General features: G+C 66.5%; 15 protein-coding genes. 10 read left to right on the top strand and 5 right to left on the bottom strand.

What is annotated here, in order from left to right; genetic code table 11:
• Position 1 precedes the first annotated feature (1 nt).
• Positions 2-1,015 (top strand): endonuclease/exonuclease/phosphatase family protein, encoded by a 1,014-nt coding sequence (locus ACLB1G_RS17170; RefSeq protein ID WP_491628447.1) that lies wholly within the window; start codon positions 2-4, stop codon positions 1,013-1,015.
• A gap of 136 nt (positions 1,016-1,151) precedes the next feature.
• On the top strand, positions 1,152-3,425 hold the full coding sequence (locus tag ACLB1G_RS17165; RefSeq protein ID WP_491628446.1) for a glycoside hydrolase family 31 protein: 2,274 nt from the start codon (positions 1,152-1,154) through the stop codon (positions 3,423-3,425).
• Here the strand turns inward: ACLB1G_RS17165 and ACLB1G_RS17160 are convergent.
• A complete protein-coding gene (locus ACLB1G_RS17160; protein WP_491628445.1) occupies positions 3,422-5,485 on the bottom strand; it encodes a putative bifunctional diguanylate cyclase/phosphodiesterase in 2,064 nt (687 codons plus the stop codon). The genes ACLB1G_RS17165 and ACLB1G_RS17160 overlap by 4 nt on opposite strands.
• Before the next feature lie 216 nt (positions 5,486-5,701).
• Here ACLB1G_RS17160 and ACLB1G_RS17155 point away from each other — a divergent pair, with 216 nt between their 5' ends.
• Together ACLB1G_RS17155 and ACLB1G_RS17150 are read left to right on the top strand one after the other, a co-directional pair.
• Complete coding sequence (locus ACLB1G_RS17155; protein WP_491628444.1) at positions 5,702-6,904, top strand: efflux RND transporter periplasmic adaptor subunit; 1,203 nt, start codon at positions 5,702-5,704, stop codon at positions 6,902-6,904.
• A gap of 3 nt (positions 6,905-6,907) precedes the next feature.
• Positions 6,908-10,024, top strand: coding sequence for an efflux RND transporter permease subunit (locus tag ACLB1G_RS17150; RefSeq protein ID WP_491628443.1), 3,117 nt, complete (start codon positions 6,908-6,910; stop codon positions 10,022-10,024).
• Between the two features lie 48 nt (positions 10,025-10,072).
• Here the strand turns inward: ACLB1G_RS17150 and ACLB1G_RS17145 are convergent, their stop codons facing one another.
• The 3 genes from ACLB1G_RS17145 to ACLB1G_RS17135 form a co-directional block, all read right to left on the bottom strand.
• Positions 10,073-10,243, bottom strand: a complete 171-nt coding sequence (locus tag ACLB1G_RS17145; protein WP_491628442.1) for a hypothetical protein — start codon at positions 10,241-10,243, stop codon at positions 10,073-10,075.
• 70 nt (positions 10,244-10,313) lie between these two features.
• The gene (gene xerD / locus ACLB1G_RS17140) at positions 10,314-11,216 is read right to left on the bottom strand and encodes a site-specific tyrosine recombinase XerD (RefSeq protein WP_491628441.1); all 903 of its coding nucleotides are present in this window, start codon (positions 11,214-11,216) and stop codon (positions 10,314-10,316) included.
• Entirely contained in the window at positions 11,192-11,710 is a 519-nt protein-coding gene (locus tag ACLB1G_RS17135) for a methylated-DNA--[protein]-cysteine S-methyltransferase (protein WP_491628440.1), read from the bottom strand. The genes xerD and ACLB1G_RS17135 overlap by 25 nt, the downstream gene beginning before the upstream one ends.
• 623 nt (positions 11,711-12,333) lie before the next feature.
• Here ACLB1G_RS17135 and ACLB1G_RS17130 point away from each other — a divergent pair.
• Positions 12,334-12,969: a TRAP transporter small permease gene (locus ACLB1G_RS17130; protein WP_491628567.1), complete on the top strand. Its 636-nt coding sequence runs from the start codon at positions 12,334-12,336 to the stop codon at positions 12,967-12,969.
• Entirely contained in the window at positions 12,966-14,354 is a 1,389-nt protein-coding gene (locus ACLB1G_RS17125; protein ID WP_491628439.1) for a TRAP transporter large permease, read from the top strand. The genes ACLB1G_RS17130 and ACLB1G_RS17125 overlap by 4 nt, the downstream gene beginning before the upstream one ends.
• 286 nt (positions 14,355-14,640) lie before the next feature.
• Here the strand turns inward: ACLB1G_RS17125 and ACLB1G_RS17120 are convergent, their stop codons facing one another.
• Positions 14,641-15,627 (bottom strand): TRAP transporter substrate-binding protein, encoded by a 987-nt coding sequence (locus tag ACLB1G_RS17120; RefSeq protein WP_491628438.1) that lies wholly within the window; start codon positions 15,625-15,627, stop codon positions 14,641-14,643.
• Positions 15,628-15,756: 129 nt separating this feature from the next.
• Between ACLB1G_RS17120 and ACLB1G_RS17115 the strand changes: the two genes are divergently transcribed.
• Genes ACLB1G_RS17115 through ACLB1G_RS17100 form a run of 4 tightly spaced genes read left to right on the top strand, consistent with a single transcriptional unit; the run spans position 15,757 to position 18,867 of the window.
• Complete coding sequence (locus ACLB1G_RS17115; protein ID WP_491628437.1) at positions 15,757-17,763, top strand: sensor histidine kinase; 2,007 nt, start codon at positions 15,757-15,759, stop codon at positions 17,761-17,763.
• Positions 17,764-17,773: 10 nt separating this feature from the next.
• A complete protein-coding gene (locus ACLB1G_RS17110; protein WP_491628436.1) occupies positions 17,774-18,361 on the top strand; it encodes a response regulator transcription factor in 588 nt (195 codons plus the stop codon).
• Positions 18,362-18,416: 55 nt separating this feature from the next.
• Positions 18,417-18,689: a BrnT family toxin gene (locus ACLB1G_RS17105; protein ID WP_491628435.1), complete on the top strand. Its 273-nt coding sequence runs from the start codon at positions 18,417-18,419 to the stop codon at positions 18,687-18,689.
• Positions 18,679-18,867: a hypothetical protein gene (locus tag ACLB1G_RS17100; RefSeq protein ID WP_491628434.1), complete on the top strand. Its 189-nt coding sequence runs from the start codon at positions 18,679-18,681 to the stop codon at positions 18,865-18,867. The genes ACLB1G_RS17105 and ACLB1G_RS17100 overlap by 11 nt, the downstream gene beginning before the upstream one ends.
• Positions 18,868-18,880: the final 13 nt, after the last annotated feature.

Raw genomic sequence — 18,880 nt, 5'->3', positions numbered from 1 at the left:
TATGCAGCAAGAAATTCGGCTTGCCACTTTCAATGTTTGCAACCTTTCCCAGCCGGGCGCGAAATTGTACGATAATCTCGCCCCGCTGACGCAGGCCGAATACGACGCCAAGATCGCCTGGACCGCACGCCAGCTGGACCAGCTGGACGCCGACGTGATCGGCCTGCAGGAAATCTTTTCCATGGCCGCCCTGCGCGAGGTGCTGTCGCACAGCGTCCGCTACCGCGACGCCCACCTGGCCGGCTTCGATCCCGCCCCCGATCCCGCCACCGGCGAGGCGCGCCTGGCGCCGCAGGTAGCCCTGGTGTCGCGCCTGCCATTCGCGGCGCCGCCGGTGGCCTACGCCGTGTTCCCGGACGGCGTGGCGCTGCCGGCCGGGCATGGCAGCGAGCGCGACGCCGGCCGCTATGCGCGCGCCCCGCTGCACGCCCTGGTGCGCCTGCCGGACGGCAGCGTGGCCGACGTGCTGGTGGTCCACTTGAAATCGCGCCGGCCCGATTACCGCGGCGGCCCGGCCACGGAAGCCGGCGCCGACTGCGCCCACGATCCGCTGGAATACGCCCAGGCCCACCTGCGCTCGCTGGTGCGGCGCGGTACCGAGGCCGTGGCCCTGCGCGCCCTGCTGAGCGGACTGCAGCGCAGCGGCCGCCCCTGCGTGGTGCTGGGCGACTTCAACGACACCCTGGACGCCGTCACCACCACCATCGTGCTGGGCGGGGGCGCAGCCTGCCAGCCGGGCAAGGAAAGCAGCGGCCGCCTGTACGACTGCGGCCGCATCCAGCGCCGCCAGGACTGGCTGCGGCATGCCGGCTACACCAACGTCCACGAGGGCCGCTACAGCACCATCGACCATGTGCTGGTGTCGGACGCCTTCCATCCCGATGCGCCGCACGCCATCGGCGAAGTGCTGGATGTCAGCTACCTGAACGACCACCTGCAGCCACAGCGGCCGGAAGCGTCCGACCACGGCCAGGTGCTGGTGCGGCTGCGCCTGTACGGTGCGGGTGCGGCCTGAGGCCGGCGCGCTTCCGGTATCGCCCGATGAAATAACGGCATCGCTCCTCCGCAGTCTCCCGCCCCGTGCTACCTTGGCTGCCGCCAGCCGGCAACCACCAGAACACCGTGCGATATCGCAGCGGCAGGAGACAAACTTGTTCAGAGCAACCATCATCGCGGGCGCCCTGCTGGGCGCCATCGGCACGTGCGCGCAGGCCGGCCAGGTCACCGGCGCCCAGGCTGGCAGCAGCGGCCTGCGCCTCACGACTTCCGACGGGATATTGAGCGTGGAGCCGCGCAGCGAGCGTACCATCCACGTGCGCTTCGGCCCGGACGGCTACGCCGGCAATTACAACCCGGCCGTCATCGCGGCGCCGGCCGCCACGCCATACACCTGGTCCGAAGACGCGGACGGCTACCTGCTGGCCACGCCCGCCATGCAGGTGCGCATCGCGCGCGCGGACGGCCACCTGCGCTTCGAAACCCGCGACGGCAAGCCCATTGCCGAGGAAGGCGCGCGCGACCTGCGGCGCGGCGTGCAGCAAGCCTTCCGCACCGACTCGCTGTACTTCGGCCTGGGCCAGCACCAGAACGGCATGCTCGACTACGCCGAGTCGACCGTCCACCTGCAGCAGGCCAACCGCGACGTGGCCGTTCCCATGCTGGTCTCGCCGCGCGGCTACGGCCTGCTGTGGCATAACGCCTCGGTCACCGACGTCGACGTGGGCCAGGCGGCGGCGCCGGCGCCGCTGGTGATACGTTCCGAGGCGGGCGGCGGGGTCGACTACGATTTCATCTATGGCCCCGAAGTGGACCAGGTCATCGCCGGCTACCGCGCGCTCACCGGCGACGCGCCGCTGATGGCGCGCTGGACCTGGGGCATGTGGCAATCCAAGGAGCGCTACACCTCGCAGGAAGAATTGCTGGGCGTCGCCCGCCGCTACCGCGAACTGGGCATCCCGCTGGACGCCGTGGTGCAGGACTGGCAGTACTGGACCGAGGGCCAGTGGGGCTCGCACCAGATGGACCCGGCGCGCTTCCCGGACCCGGCCGGCATGCTGAGCCAACTGCACGGCCAGCACCTGCATGCCATGGTGTCGGTCTGGGCCCGGTTCGACACCGGCACGGCAAACGCGGCGGCGCTGGACCGGATCGGCGGCCTGTTCCCCAAGGTTTATCCGAATGTCTACCCGGCCGGCCAGGGCCGCTGGTATGACGCCTGGAACCCGCAGGCCCGCGCGCTGTACTGGCACCAGATCATGGAGCGGCTGGGCAAGGCGGGCTTCGATGGCTGGTGGCTGGACGCCTCCGAGGCCGAACTGGGCGGCGCCTGGGGCGAAATGCGCACGCTGCAGACGGCGGCCGGACCGGGCGCTGAGGTCTACAATGCCTATCCGCTGCTGCATACCACGGCCGTGTACGACGGCATGCGGCGCGACCAGGGCGGCAAGCGCCCCTTCATCCTGACCCGCTCGGCCTACGCCGGACAGCAGCGCAACGCCGCCGTGACCTGGTCAGGCGACATCCACGGCAATTGGGAAACCCTGAAGCGCCAGGTGCCGGCGGCCCTGAACTTCAGCCTGAGCGGCATACCCTACTGGTCGTCCGACATAGGCGGCTTTTTCGGCGGCAAGCCGCAAGACCCGGCCTACGCGGAATTGTTTACGCGCTGGTACCAGTTCTCTGTGTTCACCCCCATGCTGCGCGTGCACGGCACCGGCGCCGGCAAGGAACTGTACGCCTTCGACAGCGCCACCTCGGCCCTGCTGGCCGAGTACGACCGCCTGCGCTACCGGCTGCTGCCCTATATCTATTCGGCCTCGTGGGACGTCACCAGCCGGCAAGGCAGCTTGATGCGGGCCATGGTGTTCGATTTCCGCGACGACCCCTATGCCATCCGCCTGGCCGACCAGTACATGTTCGGCAAGGCGCTGCTGGTGGCGCCGGTGCTGCAGGCCAAGGCGGACGCGCGCGGCGTCTACTTGCCGGGCAAGGAGGACTGGTACGACTTCTGGAGCGGCGCCCGGCTGGCGGGCGGCCAGACCGTCAGCGCCAGGGCCGGCATCGCAACCATCCCGGTGTTCGTGCGCGCCGGCAGCATCCTGCCGCTGGGTCCGGTCAAGCAATATGCGGATGCGCCCAGCACGGAACCCGTCGAGCTGCGGGTCTACCCGGGCCGCGACGGCAGCTATGAACTGTATGACGACGCGGGCGACGGCCACGCCTACCGCGAGGGCCAGTACAGCATCCTCAAGCTGTCCTGGAACCAGGCCGCGCAGCGCCTGGACTTCGCCCGGCGCCAAGGTAGCTTTGCCGGCATGCCGGCGCGCCAGGCGTTTGCCGTACAGTGCGGCGGCGATGCGGCCACCCGGCAGCTGGTCAGCTATGACGGAGCGGCACTGGCGGTATCGCTGGCCGGCTGCCGCTAACCGCCGGCCAGCCCCTGCAAGGCCTGCGGCGCCGCCTGCGCCGCGTGCCGTCCCTGGTAGCGCTGGCAGCCCAGGCGCCGCAGCACGGCCAGCTGGCGCGCCGTCTCCACCCCTTCCGCCACCACCGTCAGTCCCAGGCTGCGGGCCAGCGCGATCAGGGCGCCCACCATGGCCTCGCTGCCGATGCGCCCGGGGCCGCCGCTGTCCAGCTGGGCAATGAAGGAGCGGTCTATCTTGAGCTTGTTCACCGGATAATCCTTCAGCTGGCCCAGGCGGGTGTAGCCGGTGCCGAAGTCGTCCATGGTCAGGTGCACGCCCAGCGCGTGCAGGGCGTGCAGGTTGGACAGCGCGGCGCCGCCCTGCTTCATCAGGCTGGCCTCGGTGATTTCCAGCTCCAGCAGGGCCGGCGCCAATCCGCTGTCGGCCAGGGCGCCGCGCACGCTGTCCACCAGGCCCTTGTGCAGCAGCTGGGCCGGCGACAGGTTGACGGCCACTACCAACGGCATGCCCGCCTGCTGGCGCCGCCGCGCGACCTGGCAGGCCTGGCGCAGCACCCAGTCGCCGATTGCCACCATCAGTCCGCCCTCCTCGGCCTGCGCCATGAAGCGCTCGGGCAGCAGCAGGCCATGGACCGGATGGCGCCAGCGCAGCAGCACTTCGGCGCCCATGGTCAGGCCGCTGGCCAGATCCAGTTCGGCCTGGTAATCGAGGGTGAACTCGTGGCGCTGCAGGGCCTGGCGCAGCTCGTTCTCGAAGCCGGCGCGGCGTTCGATCTGGGCGTGCATCTCCGGATTGAAGAACTGGAAGCCGTTGCGCCCGCCCTGCTTGGCGTGATACATGGCCAGGTCGGCGTTTTTCATCAGGGTGTCGATGTCGGCGCCATCGTTGGGGTAGATGCTGACGCCTATGGAGGTGCTGACCTGCAGGCGGTGGCCGTCCAGCACGAATTCCTGGGCGATAGCCTGCAGCACCGTGGCCGCCACATGTGCGGCCTGGCCGATGCCGCCGATGTCGGCCAGGATGATCACGAACTCGTCGCCGCCCTGGCGGCTGACCGTGTCCACCGCGCGCACGCAGCGCACCAGGCGCGCCGCCACCTCCTGCAGCAGCAGGTCGCCGACGTGGTGGCCCAGGCTGTCGTTGATGCCCTTGAAGCGGTCCAGGTCCAGGAACAGGATGGCCAGCATGCTGTTGCGGCGGCGCGCCGCCGTCAGCGCCAGGCTGAGGCGGTCCAGCAGCAGCACGCGGTTGGGCAGGTCGGTCAGGAAGTCGTGCTCGGCCAGGTGGCGGGTATGGGCTTCGCTGCGCTTGCGGTCGCCGATATCGGACAGCGTGAGCATATAGCTGCCGCCGTCGCCGGCCGTGATGGCGGCCAGCGCCAGCCAGGCCGGATAGCGCTCGCCGCCGCGCCGCACGGCCCAGGCCTCGCCCTGCCAGTTGCCGTGCAGCGCGGCGTCGGCCCAGGCCTGGCGGTACAGGGTCTCGTCCTCGATCCCGAGGCGGTATTGCATCAGGCTCTGGCCCAGCACCTCGGCCGGGGTATGGCCGGTGATGGCGCCATGGGCGCGGTTGACGGCCACGATGCGGCGATCGCGGTCGGCCAGCACGATGGCTTCGCGGCTGTGCTCGAACACCTGCGCCGCCAACGCCAGGTGCAGCTCGGCCTCCTTGCGGGCGGAGATATCGCGCAGCACGGCAAACAACAGCGGGCCGCCGAGCGCCGTGAGCGTGACCTCGGCCCAGAACACGCGGCCATCCAGGGCCACGTAGCGCCATTCGTGGCGGCCGTTGCCGTCCCGCGCGGCGAGCGCCGCATGGACGGCCGCTAGCGGCGCCGACAGCATGCCGGCTTGGTTCAGGGGCGAGAAATCGGCCAGCGGACGGCCCAGCAGCTCGGCCGCGCCGCAGCCGAACAAGGCCAGCGCGGCCGGATTGGCGGCCAGCACCCTTCCATCGCGCAATATCAGCATGGCGTCGCACGAACGTTCGTATAGCGCCTCCGTGTGGGCGGACAGCATGGGCGCCGTCTCCATGTCCGCTTCGTCTGCACCTTCAGCCACCCTGCCTCCGTCGTGGTTGCGCCCTGCGGCATGGCCCATTTTTGCCGCTGGTGGATGCGCGTCTTTGACTTTCATCAAGGAAGCGCCATGACCTGCCATCTGCTGCTTTCTGCAGTTCAGCACCGTGTTTACGCCGCCTGTCGCATTCCGGCTGCCGCCGGTCTTGAATATCCATACAGTGCCAGCATGCAAACTTTTGCACCGCATTCCCACACCATGAAAATCGAAACCCTGCCCCTGGCTGCGCCCGCCTCCGCCCACGCCACCCACGCGCGCCGCTGGCGCGCGCCCCTGCTGGCCGTGACCGTCCTGTCGGTGCTGGCCGGCGGCTGGGCCTGGCTGCACCGGCCGGCGGCCACTGCGCCGGCGCCGGCCGCCGCCAGTAAAGAGGTAGCCCCCGTGTTCGAGTTGGCCAGCGGCGACGTCGCGGCCATCGCCACCCGTTCATTGGCGCTCAGCTTGCCCCTGTCCGGCTCGCTGACGCCCCTGAGTTCAGCCACCATCAAGTCCAAGGTATCCGGTCAGGTGGAATTCACCGCCGTGCGCGAAGGCATGCGCGTGCAGCAGGGCCAGGTGCTGGCCCGCATCGACCAGGCCGACCTGCGCGCCCGCCTGACCCAGCAGCAGGCTGCCCTGGACGAAGCCCAGGCCCGGCTGGCCATGGCGTCCAAGAATGAAGCCAACAGCGCGGCCCTGCTGAAGCAGAAATACATTTCGCAAACGGCCTACGACACCACCCAGAACGCGGTGGACCTGGCGCGCGCCAGCGTGAAGTCGGCCGCCGCCCAGGTGGAGATCGCCCGCATCGCGCTCGATGACGGCGTGATACGCGCGCCGCTGTCCGGCGTGGTCAGCAAACGCCACGTGCAGCCCGGCGAAAAGCTGGCGCCCGACATGCCGGTGTACACCATTGTCAACCTGTCCGAGCTGGTGCTGGAAGCCCAGGTGCCGGCCGCCGAAATCCCGCGCGTAAAAGTGGACCAGGACGTGCGCTTCCGCGTCGACGGCTTCCCCGGCCGCGACTTCCACGGCAAGGTGGCGCGCATCAACCCGACCACGGAGGCCGGTTCGCGCGCCATGCTGGTCTACATCAGCGTGCCCAACGAGGAAGGCGTGCTGCTGGGCGGCATGTTCGCCAAGGGCAGCATCGTCACCGAACGCTCGGCCGAGAAGCCGCTGCTGCCGCTGGCCGCCCTGCGCGGCACGCCGGAGCGCCCGCTGGTGCACAAGATAGAGCATGGCCAGGTGGTGGCCCAGCCCGTCACCCTGGGCCTGCGCAACGAGGACGAGGGCCTGGCCGAGGTCAACGCCGGCCTGCAGGCCGGCGACCAGGTCATCATCGCGCGCCTGGACAGCGTCAAGCCGGGCAGCCGGGTCAAGCTGCCGGCCGCCTCCGCTGCGGCCCCGGCCAAGGGCTGAGCCATGTGGATCACCAAAGTCAGCATCCGCAACCCGGTGTTCGCCACCATGGTCATGATAGGCCTGATGGTGCTCGGCGTATTTTCCTACCGCGGCCTGGGCGTGGAGAGCATGCCCAATGTGCAGTTCCCGTTTGCCGCCATCGAGGTCAATTATCCCGGCGCCTCGCCGGAAGCGGTCGAGAACGACATCACCCGCCCCATCGAGGAAGCCGTCAACACCGTCAGCGGCATCAAGACCATACGCGCCAACTCGTGGGAGGGGCGCGCCGGGGTGTACCTCGAATTCGAGCTGTCCACCAATATGGACCGCGCCATGCAGGACGTGCGCGACAAGGTGGCCCAGGTGCGGCCGCGCTTCCCCAAGGAGGCCAAGGACCCGTTCATCGTGCGCGAGGAAGGCGACAACGAGCGCCCGGTGGCCACCCTGGCCCTGACCGCCGACGCCCACACGCTGCGCGAACTGTCCACCATGACCGACCAGTACATCGTCAAGCGCTTCCAGGCCGTGGCCGGCGTGGGCCAGGTCAAGCTGCGCGGCACCGCCTCGCGCCAGATCCTGGTCAGCCTGCGCCCGGACGACATGCGGGCCCAGGCCGTCGGCGTCGATGAGGTGATTGCCGCCATCCAGGCCACCAACACCAACCTGCCGGCCGGCAGCATCGCCTACGGCGCCACCGAGCAGCTGGTGCGGGTCGAGGGCAAGATGAAGCAGGCGCGCGACTTCAACAAGATCATCGTGGCGCGCCGCGCCAGCGGCCCGGTCTACCTGGAGCAGGTGGCGGCCGTGGTGGACGGCGAGGCCGAGGAGCTATCGATCTCGCGCCTGAACGGCCGGCGCGCCATCAGCATGGAAATCACCAAGGTGCAGGACGCCAACGTGGTGGAAGTGGGACGCGGCATCCAGCGCGTGGCGCACGAGCTGCAGCAGTCGCTGCCGTCCGACATCCACCTGCGCGTGCTGGAAGACCAGTCGGAACGCGTGCAAAGCCAGCTCAATAACGTGAAGGAGACCATCCTGGAAGGCGCCGTGCTGACCATGGTGATCGTGTTCTTCTTCCTGCACTCTTGGCGCAGCACCATCATCACCGGCCTGACCCTGCCGATCTCGGTGCTGGCCAGCTTCATCGCCATGAAGTATTTCGGCTTCACGCTGAACTTCCTGACCCTGATGGCGCTGTCGCTGTGCATAGGCCTGCTGATCGACGACGCCATCGTGGTGCGCGAGAACATCGTGCGCCACCTGGGCCTGGGCAAGAGCCACCGCCAGGCCGCCGAGGATGGCACCAACGAGATCGGCCTGGCCGTGATGGCCACCACCTTTGCCATCGTGGCCGTGTTCGTGCCGGTGGCCTTCATGCAGGGCATCATAGGCCGCTTCTTCCTGCAGTTCGGGATCACGGTGGCGGTGGCGGTGCTAGTGTCGCTGTTCGTCAGCTTCACGCTGGACCCCATGCTGTCCTCGGTCTGGCCGGATCCCGATAAGGACCGCTTCAAGTATGTGCCCTGGCTGGGCCGCTGCATGGCCAGCCTGGAGCGCGGCGTCGAGCGCCTGCACGTGTGGTACGGCGGCGTGCTGGCGCTGGCCCTGCGCTGGCGCAAGCTGACCCTGGCCCTGGCCTTCGCCCTGTTTGCCGGCAGCCTGCTGCTGGTGCCGAAGATCGGCGGCGAAATGTTCCCGGAAACCGACGAGGGCTGGATCAACATCCACTTCAAGACCCCGGTCGGCTCCAGCCTGGAGTACGTGGACGGCAAGGTCCGTCAGGTCGAGCAAGCCTTGAAGGCCTTCCCCGAGATCGACAGCATGGCCACCGTGGCCGGCACCTGGGATGGCCGCAACACGGCCCAGGTCGACCTCAAGCTGACCGACCGCAAGCTGCGCAAGCGCAGCCAGCAGGAGCTGGAAAAAGCCGTGCGCGAGCGCCTGGCCTCCATTCCCGGCATCACGCTGGCGTTCGGCCAGAAGCCCATCTTCATCGCCATCCTGGGCACCAACGAAGCCCAGCTGGACGACGTGGCGCACCGCCTGATGGACAAGATGCGCAAGATCCCCGGCCTGGTCGACCTGGAATACAGCCAGGAAGGCGCCAGCCCGTCCACCACGGTCAAGATCAACAACGAGCTGGCCAGCGATCTGGGCTTGTCGGTGCAGCAGGTCGGCGCCGCCCTGCGCCCCTTCGTGGCGGGCGACACCATCAGCCACTGGCTGGCCGACGATGGACAGAACTACGACGTCAACGTGCAGCTGCCCAAGTCCGGCCGGCAGAAGGTGGCCGATTTGGCCGATTTGTCGCTGGCCTCGAGCAGGCTGGGGCCGGACGGCCAGCCCATGATGGTGCCGCTGCGCCAGGTGGTGGAATTCGTGCCCTCGTTCAGCCCGCAGGTGCTCAAGCGCCAGGCCCTGCAGCGCCGGGTGGCGGTGTACGCCGGCACCCAGGGCCGCCCCAGCGGCGACGTGGACGCCGACGTGCGGCGCGCCATGAAGGATATCGTGCTGCCGGCCGGGGTGCGCTTCGACGTGGCCGGCAACGCCCAGCAAATGGAGGAAACCATGTCGGGCGCCATCACGGCCCTGGGCGTGGCGGTGATCTTCATCTACCTGGTGCTGGCCTCGCAGTTCGGCAGCTTCTTGCAGCCGGTGGCCATCATGATGTCGCTGCCGCTGTCGCTGATCGGGGTGCTGGTGGCGCTGCTGGCCACCGGCAGCACGCTCAACGTGTTTTCCGTGATCGGCTTCATCATGCTGATGGGGCTGGTGACCAAGAACGCCATCCTGCTGGTGGACTTCGCCAACCACGGCCAGCGCGCCGGCATGACCCAGTATCAAGCATTGATGGAGGCCGGCCAGGTGCGCCTGCGGCCCATCCTGATGACCACCCTGGCCATGGTGTTCGGCATGCTGCCGATGGCCATCGGCATGGGCGACGGCGGCGAGACCCAGGCCCCCATGGGCCGCGCCGTGATCGGCGGCGTGCTGACCTCCACCCTGCTGACGCTGGTGGTGGTGCCGGTGGCCTACACTTATCTGGACAACCTGGGCCGGCGCGCCCAGCGCTACCTCGGCAAGGCCCCCCACGCGGAGCCGGCCGAGGCGCAGCCCTCCCGACCGGAAGCGGCCTGAAGATTGCCTGAGGCGTCCCCGCGCTGGCGGGGACGATATGGCACTCCCTTATTCTTCCTGCGGCGCCGTCCCTGCGCCCTGTTCCTCGGGCTCTCCCGGCTCTTCGCCGGCCTGCGGATTGTTCTTCAGCTCCGCCTTGCGCCTGGCTTTTTCATCGGCCTTGCGTTTCTTTTCCAACTCACGCTGGCGCTTTTCATACTGGAAATTCGTTTTTGCCATGGAAAACCCCTATGGTGGATGGATGCTGCTTACCGCACATTATGACGCAGTCGTGAACGGCGCAAGTTTTTCAGCCGCGCGGATGATGTTGCGCATGCAGTTGCTTCAGGCGCTCGCGCGCCACGTGGGTATAGATCTGGGTGGTGGAAATGTCGGCGTGGCCCAGCAGCAGCTGCACCACGCGCAGGTCGGCGCCGTGGTTGAGCAGGTGAGTGGCGAAGGCGTGGCGCAGGGTGTGCGGCGACAGCGGCGCCGTGATGCCGGCGCGCTGGGCGTGCTTCCTGACCACGACCCAGAACATCTGGCGCGTCATGGCGCCGCCACGCGCCGTGACGAACAGGGCGTCGTCCACCTGGCCATTGAGGATCTGGCCGCGGGCCTCGCGCAGGTAGCGCTCCACCCATTGCTGGGCCTGGGCGCCGAAGGGCAGCATGCGGGTCCTGGCGCCCTTGCCGGTGATGCGCAGCGCGCCATCGTTCAGGCTTACTTCCAGGGTCTTGAGGGCCACCAGTTCCGACACCCGCAGTCCGCTGGCATACATCAGTTCCAGCATGGTGCGGTCGCGCAGGCCCAGCGGCGTGGCGATATCGGGCGCGGCCAGCAGGGCCTCGACCTGGGCCTCGCTCAGGGTGTGCACGGTGCGCATGGGCTGGTGCGCCGCCGCCACCGCCTGGCAGGGGTCGGCGCTGACCTTGTTCTGGCGCAGGGCCAGCTGGTAGAAGCGGCGGAACACCGACAGGCGCCGGTTGGCCGAGGTGGCCTTGCCCTGCCCGGCGCGTGCGCCCAGGTAGGCCTGGATGTCGGGCCGGGTCACACCCAGCAGGCCGCCCACCTGGGGCCGCGTTTGCGCCAGCCAGTGCGAGAACAGGCCCAGGTCGCGCCGGTAGGCCGCCAGGGTGTTTTTCGACAGGCCGTCCTCCAGCCACAGGCTGTCGCAGAACTCGTCGATCAGAGCAAGGTCGTCTGCTGCCATGCGTACTCGCGCGAACCTTCGTGGGCCAGCAGCCAGCGCTTCACACCCAGCAGGTAGCCGTGGGGATCGTCGCTGTTGGCAAAGCCGCCCAGGCCGTCCGCGGCCGTGACCCGGTGGCAGGGTATCACCAGCGGGAAAGGGTTGGCGCCGCAGGCCTGGCCGACCGCACGCGCCACCGAGCCCAGGTGCCGGGCCAGCTCGCCATAGGTGCGCACCTCGCCGCGCGGAATGCTCAGCAAGGTGTCCCACACCTTTTGCTGGAAGGCGGTGCCGTGGCGCGCCAGCGGCAGATCGAATATGTAGTCCGGGTTCAGGCAGTAGCGTTCAGCCTGGGCCGCGGCGCGCTCGGCCAGTGCGTCGCGCGGCGCCAACACCGCCACATCGGGCGGCAGATAGGCCAGTTCGGCCACCACATCGCCTGCGGTCCGCACGCCTAGTTTTCCGAATGGCAACGGCACGATGGCCGCGTACTCCTGATCCCGTTGTATTTTCATCACAGTTGTATGCACCAAAATAGGACTTAGCACTTAGCCACTGTTGTATTCTTGCACCAACATGTTGCGTTTACTTGTTGCATGCAAGCCACAGCAGCGGTGGCTTTCCAGCGGCTATTGTACGGCGCAGGCATAAAAAAAAGCGCATCTCGCGATGCGCTTTCAATCCTGCTTCACGTTCCCGGTCGTTTGCCTGCTCCCGTAGCGCGCTTATGGCGGCCTGCAGTCGCTATCGCAACGACATTCTGTAAAACGTGTGTCTCCTCAATATATGCCGGTTTTCTGACAACCGTTTTCTACACACTCCCCACCTACAATTCTGTGCGGCGAGCTTCCGGGCGGTGATTTGTTCTCGTCTGTATTTCCCTGAAAGCGACGCCATCATAGCGCATCTGTTTACGTTTTTCTCATTTTTTTGCGCCTTTTGAGAGAGCCGTACGGAGGCAAAAAAAACCCTCTCGCCAGCAGTCATAAGTTGTGGTAATGGGAGATATATCTGCTGCGATGCAGCAAAAACCACACCTAGTACTACCCCTAATTGCCCATGGTTACGTAGCTGTTATGTTAGCGGCAAGCCCGGCGTCTGACCGGAGTTCAACAACATAGCGAGACAAACCATGTTCATGAAATTGCTGGATCACCTGGAAGAGTGGATCATCACCTTCCTGATGGGAGGCGCCACGCTGCTCATCTTCTTCTCCGTCGTGCACCGTTATGGAACAGGCCTGCCGATTCCTTTCGTGCAAGATTTCCTGCTATCGCTGCACTTCGAATGGGCCCAGGAGCTGGCCATCATCATGTTCGTGTGGATGGCCAAGTTCGGCGCCGCCTACGGCGTGCGCATGGGCGTGCACGTGGGCGTGGACGTGCTGGTGAACCGGCTGCCGGCCGACTGGCGGCGCGCCACCGTGATGCTGGCCCTGGTGTGCGGCATGCTGTTTACCGGCATCATCGGCACCCTGGGCCTGCGCTTCGTGTGGGAAAACGGCATGCATTACGCCGTCTTCCACCTGCTGGGCTGGGACGTGACCGACGTGCCCGAAGGCCCGACCACGCCGGACCTGGAGTGGCCGACCTGGTTCATTTATTCCGTGGTGCCCATGGGGTCCTACCTGATGTGCTTCCGCTTCATGCAGGTCGGCTGGACCTTCCTGCGCCATGGCGAGCTGCCGCACCACAACGAAGCCCACGTGGATGGCCTGGATGACGACGAGGATGACCTGTTTGCCGCCGCGCCGGCCCATGGAGGTGCGCGATGAGCACCGTGACCATGCCGGAAATCCCCGCCTGGACCAAGAAGAAGGCCGGCACCATCCTGGCCGTGCTGGCCGGGCTGCTGCTGGGCCTGTGCATCCTGGGCGGCAAGGTGGGCATCGTGTTTGCCCTGCTGATTTTGCTGATGCTGACCGGGATCCCGGTTTCCATCGCGCTGGGCCTGACGGTGCTGATGTTCATGTATTTGCTGACCCAGGTGCCGGTGGAGGCGGTCGCCCTCAAGCTGTTCAGCGGCATCGAGAAATTCGAGATCATGGCCATCCCGCTGTTCATTTTGGCCGGCAATTTCCTCACCCATGGCGGCGTGGCCAAGCGCATGATCGCCTTCGCCACCAGCCTGATCGGGCACTGGCACGGCGGCCTGGCGCTGGCCGGCATCATCGCCTGCGCCATGTTCGCCCTGGTGTGCGGCTCCTCGGTGGCAACCGTGGTGGCGATCGGCTCCATCATCCTGCCAGCCATGGTCAAGCAGGGCTATCCCAAGCAGTTCGGCGCCGGGGTCATCATCACGGCCGGTTCGCTGGGCATATTGATGCTGCCGTCGATCCCGAAAGTGATTTACGCGATTTCCACCAACACCTCGATAGGCGCGCTGTTCCTTGCCGGCCTGTTCCCCGGCATCCTGCTGACGGTCATGCTGTGCGGCACCACCTGGGTGCTGGCCAAGAAGAACAACTACCCGCGCATGCGCAAGGCCGGCTGGGGCCAGCGCTGGACCGCCTTCCGCAAGAGCGTGTGGGGGCTGATGCTGGTGGTGATCATCATCGGCGGCATCACCAAGGGCATCTTCACGCCGACAGAGGCGGCCGCCATGAGCGCCGTGTACGCCTTCATCATCTCGGTGTTCGTGTACAAGGACATGCCCCTGTCCAAGACGCCCGAAGTGCTGAAGAAATCGGCCAGCCTGAGCGCCATGCTGCTGTACATCATCACCAACGCCGTGCTGTTCTCGTTCCTGATGGCGCACGAAAACATTCCGCAGGCGATGGCGGACTGGATTTTGGCCAAGGACCTGGGCCAGGCCGGCTTCCTGTTCTTCACCAACATACTGCTGCTGCTTGCCGGTAACGTGATGGAACCCTCGTCCATCATCCTGGTGATGGCGCCCATACTGCACCCGGCCGCGATCCGGCTCGGCATCGACGCCGTCCACTTCGGCATCATGATCGACGCCAACATGGAAGTGGGCCTGTGCCACCCGCCGGTGGGCTTGAACCTGTACGTGGCCAGCGGCATCTCGAAGATGAGCATCTCGGAGCTGACGGTGGCCGTGATGCCGTGGCTGATCACCATGATCGTGTTCCTGGTGATCGTCACCTACTGGCCCGGCTTGTCGCTCTGGCTGCCGAAAGCCATGGGGTTGATGTAGCCTCGCTGGTGTCCACCCAGGGTGTCCACACCCAAGGTGTCCACCCAAGGTGTCAGATCTGCCATTGGTACATGAGTCCGCTTATTGTCCACCCAAGGTGTCCACCCAAGGTGTCAGATCTGCCATTGGTACATGAGTCCGCTTATCATGGCAGGCCCATGTACCATTGGCAGATCTGACACCGCGGTGACCTGACACCGCGGTGGGCACGCGATAACGGCGCGGCAACGCGGCGCAAAAAAAACGGCAGGCGCGCAGCCTGCCGTTGTCATTGGAGCGCCTTGACTTACTTGGCCGCTTCCTTGTTGATGGCGGAGATCAGGTCCTTGCCGATGCGGCTTTCCATGTCCTTCTGCACCGGCAGCAGGGCCTTGCGCCATTCGGCCTGCTCTTTCACGCTCAGGGTGTAGATGGTGGTCTTGCCGGCCTTCTTGATCTCTTCCAGCGCCAGGTCGTTGTCGCGCTGGGCGATGGCTTTCTCGAAGGTGGTCGCTTCCTTCATGGCCTTGTCCAGGGCGGCGCGGATGTCGGGCGGCAGGCCGTCCCAGAACTTCTTGTTGACGATCACCGCGTAGCCCAGGTAGCCATGGTTGGATACCGTGACGTGCTTCTGCACCTCGTGCATCTTCTGGGTGTACATGTTGGACGGCGGATTCTCGGTGCCATCCACCACCCCGGTCTGCAAGGCCTGGTACACCTCGGAGAAGGCCAGCACCTGCGGATTGGCGCCCAGCGCGCGCATTTGCGCGTCCAGCACCTTGGACGACTGGATGCGCATCTTCAAGCCCTTGAAGTCGGCCACGCTGTGCAGCGGACGGTTGGCCGACATCACCTTGAAGCCATTGTCCCAGTAGGCCAGGCCGGTGATGCCCTTCGGCTCCAGCTTCTTCAGCAGGCTCTTGCCGATCTCGCCCTCGGTCACGTTGTACAGCGCGGTCTTGGAGGGGAAGATGTACGGCAGGTCGAACGCCTCGAACTCCTTCACGCCCAGGGGACCGAACTTGGCCAGCGAGGGCGCCAGCATCTGCACCGCGCCTAGCTGCAGCGCTTCCAGTTCTTCCTTGTCCTTGTACAGCTGGCTGTTCGGATAGACTTCGACCTTGACGCGGCCATTGGTGGCTTTCTCGGCCAGCTGCTTGAAGCGCTCGGCGGCCTGGCCCTTGGGCGTGTCGGCCGCCACCACGTGGCTGAATTTGATGACGATGGGTGCTTGCGCAAAGGCGTTCAGGCTCAGGGCGGCGCCGACGGCGAGCAGGGTGGCTTTCAGTTTCATGAGGTCTCCATGGTGGTTTTCAACTACACTATTGTTCTATCCTGAAGGATTCTCACGACTCGCCGCAAGGTCGGCAACTGTGGATAACCACAATGGCAGCGCCCCTGCCACGCTTTACCCTGAGCGCCCATGACCAAACCGCCTACCCTGCTGCGCCGCCTGAAAATGAGCAATCCGCTGCGCTGGCTGCTGCCCATGGTGCTGGTGCTGTTTTTCCTGGCCATCCTGATATGGTTGCCATGGCAGGCGCGCCAGATGGAGAGCAACGAGCGCCAGGAACAGCTGATCGCCGATACCCTGTGGGTGGAACAGACCATCCGCTTCCAGCTCGGGCGCGACGAGGAAAGCCTGCGCGCGCTGGCGCTGGAAATCGGCGCCGGCACGCTGCCGCGCGAGCGCCAGCGCGAACGCATGGCGCGTTTGCTCAAGAACGGCCACGAATTGCTGCGCGTGACCTGGCTGGACCCGCAGGGCAAGGTCGTGGCCGGCAGCGACAACCTGCCGGTGGAGCTCAGCCCCGCCTCGCGCGCCACCGCCGAACTGGCGCGCGAGACCAAACGCTCCTATTACACCCAGCCCGAGGCGCAGACGCCGGACCAGGCGGCGGCGCCGTCGGCGGTGCTGATGGATTACCACGTGCCGCTGTACCGTGGCGCCGACTACCTGGGCACCCTGGTGGCCACCTACCAGACCAGCGCCCTGCTGGACGAGATGGTGCCGTGGTGGTTCGCCCAGGACAACCAGGTCTCGCTGGTGGACCGCGACGACAGGGTGCTGGCGCGGCGCGCCGCCGCCGGGCCGGGCCACGGCGTCTACACCCACAAGCGCGCGCTCGACCTGCCGGGCGCCTCGGTCACCCTGGTCACCGACAGCGTCAAGAGCGAACCGAAGCTGCTGCCCAATTTGCTGGTCGGCTCGGTCATCGTGCTGTCGCTGGGATTGCTATGGAGCCTGCTGGCGCTGTGGGGCCACATCTCGCGCCGACTGGCGGCCGAAAGCGCGCTGCGCCAGCAGATGGCGTTCCGCACCGCGATGGAAAATTCGCTGGTGACCGGCCTGCGCGCACGCGACCTGGATGGCCGCATCACCTATGTCAACCCGGCCTTCTGCCACATCGTCGGCTATCCGGCCGAGGAAATCGTCGGCAAGCTGCCACCCATGCCCTACTGGGCGCCGGAAGCCATGGCCGAATACGAGCAGCGATTCGCCTCAGTGCTGGCCGGGCGCGCCGAGCCGCAGTTCGAGACCATCTTCCAGCGCCCCAACGGCGAGCGCGTGCCGGTGCTTGTGTTCGAGGCCCCGCTGGTGGACAAGGATGGCAAGCAGACCGGCTGGATGGGCTCCATCCTCGATATCTCGGACCGCAGGCGGGTCGAGGAACTGAACCGCCAGCAGCAGGAAAAGCTGCAGACGGCGGCGCGCCTGTCGACCATGGGCGAGATCGCCTCCATGCTGGCGCATGAGCTGAACCAGCCACTGGCCGCCATCTCCAGCTACACCACCGGGGCCCTCAACCTGCTGGCGCGCGCCCGCGAGGGCGACGGCACGCTGGCCGCCGCCACCATCCAGCCGGCGCTGGAGCAGGCCGGGGCCCAGGCCCGGCGCGCCGGGCAAATCATCCGCAGCGTGCATGAATTCGTGCAGAAGCGCGAGCCGCAGCGCCAGGCCATCGCCATGGCGGCGCTGGTGGAGGATATCCGCACCCTGATCGAGCTGCAGGCGCGCAAGGCCTATGTGCAATTCCGCGCCGAGATCCCGGCCGGGCTGCCGGACGTGTCGGCCGACCGCACCATGCTGGAACAGGTGCTGCTGAACCTGACCCGCAACGCCATCGAAGCCATGCAGGATGCGCCCGTCGGGCGGCGCCTGCTGCGCGTGGTGGCCAGCCACGACGCCGCCACCGAGCAGGTCACGGTGGCCGTGATCGACCAGGGGCACGGCATCCCGCAGGGCGTGGCCGAGCGCTTGTTCTCGCCCTTCTTCTCGACCAAGGCCGAGGGCATGGGCATGGGCCTGAACGTGTGCCGCAGCGCGCTGGAATTCCACGGCGGCACGCTGGCCCACCGCGCCAACCCGGAAGGCGGTACCATCTTCACATTCACGCTGCCGGCCATCGCCGCCGTCGCTGTCCTTTAAGGAGACCCCTATGCTGCACATCGTCGACGATGAAGAAGCCATGCGCGATTCGCTGGCCTGGCTGGCCTCGACCCGCGCCATTCCGGCCCGCACCTACGACGGCGCGCTGCAGTTCCTGGCGCACGTGGAGCTGGGCCAGTTCGAGACCGACGGCGACTGCGTGCTGCTCGATGTGCGCATGCCGGACATGAACGGGGTGGCGGTGTTCGACCAGCTGGCCGCGCGCGGGCTGACCCAGCGCATGCCGGTGATCTTCCTGACCGGCCACGGCGACGTGCCGATGGCGGTGGACACCCTCAAGCGCGGCGCCTTCGACTTTTTCGAGAAGCCCTTCAACGACAACCAGCTGATGGACCGGGTCCAGGAAGGCCTGGCCGGATCGCGCCGCGCCGGTGAGATGGCCCAGGTGCACGCGCGCCTGGCCACCCTGTCGGCGCGCGAACGCGAAGTGCTGGACCTGATCCTGGCCGGCAAGATGAACAAGGTGGTGGCCGACCAGCTGGGCATCAGCATGCGCACGGTGGAAGTCCACCGCGCCCACATCTTCGACAAGATGCAGGTCAAGACCGCCGTCGAGCTGGCCGGCCTGCTCAAGTAAGGCTTGCTTGATTTATCACAGTAGGCGGCCTAGCATGGAATGACACCATGGCTGGATGCTGATATGGGACGAAAACAAGCGGCGCGAGAACCTCAGGAAACACGGCATCGATTTCGCAGAACTCGACGCCGTGTTCGATTCCGATATGCTGACGTCCCCGGATTTCACGCCCCACGAGCAGCGCCTGCGCAGCATGGGCTTGTTCAAGGGTAAAGTCGTGGTGCTGGTCTGGCAGCAAATTGGCGATTCCACCCGTGTCATTTCCTGCCGTTACGGAGAACGATATGAAAGCCGCAAATATTTCAGATCCACGCAACTTGACCGATGAGCAAATTGAGGGGCTGGTCGCACTGGCGCCCGAGGAAGTGGTCCAGGACGATGACGAACCCTATGACGTCAGGGACCACGCTGCCGTCGACGCTTATTTTGCCAAATGCGTCATCACCCGGCCCGGTGAGCACCACCTGATCCCGCAGCTCGTGCGCAAGCTTGCCGTAAAACCTTGAAACACCTGTGAAC

The sequence above is a fragment of the Duganella kummerowiae genome, assembly GCF_053572355.1.
The sequence above is the reverse complement of the archived record's forward strand: the minus strand, read 5'-3'. Positions and strand labels throughout refer to the sequence as shown.

Coding starts and splice junctions, on each gene's coding strand:
- ACLB1G_RS17170 (WP_491628447.1), top strand. CDS start 2: ATGCAGCAAGAAATTCGGCTTGCCACTTTCAATGTTTGCAACCTTTCC.
- ACLB1G_RS17155 (WP_491628444.1), top strand. CDS start 5,702: ATGAAAATCGAAACCCTGCCCCTGGCTGCGCCCGCCTCCGCCCACGCC.
- ACLB1G_RS17150 (WP_491628443.1), top strand. CDS start 6,908: ATGTGGATCACCAAAGTCAGCATCCGCAACCCGGTGTTCGCCACCATG.
- ACLB1G_RS17145 (WP_491628442.1), bottom strand. CDS start 10,243: ATGGCAAAAACGAATTTCCAGTATGAAAAGCGCCAGCGTGAGTTGGAA.
- xerD (WP_491628441.1), bottom strand. CDS start 11,216: ATGGCAGCAGACGACCTTGCTCTGATCGACGAGTTCTGCGACAGCCTG.
- ACLB1G_RS17135 (WP_491628440.1), bottom strand. CDS start 11,710: ATGAAAATACAACGGGATCAGGAGTACGCGGCCATCGTGCCGTTGCCA.
- ACLB1G_RS17130 (WP_491628567.1), top strand. CDS start 12,334: ATGAAATTGCTGGATCACCTGGAAGAGTGGATCATCACCTTCCTGATG.
- ACLB1G_RS17125 (WP_491628439.1), top strand. CDS start 12,966: ATGAGCACCGTGACCATGCCGGAAATCCCCGCCTGGACCAAGAAGAAG.
- ACLB1G_RS17120 (WP_491628438.1), bottom strand. CDS start 15,627: ATGAAACTGAAAGCCACCCTGCTCGCCGTCGGCGCCGCCCTGAGCCTG.
- ACLB1G_RS17115 (WP_491628437.1), top strand. CDS start 15,757: ATGACCAAACCGCCTACCCTGCTGCGCCGCCTGAAAATGAGCAATCCG.
- ACLB1G_RS17110 (WP_491628436.1), top strand. CDS start 17,774: ATGCTGCACATCGTCGACGATGAAGAAGCCATGCGCGATTCGCTGGCC.
- ACLB1G_RS17105 (WP_491628435.1), top strand. CDS start 18,417: ATGCTGATATGGGACGAAAACAAGCGGCGCGAGAACCTCAGGAAACAC.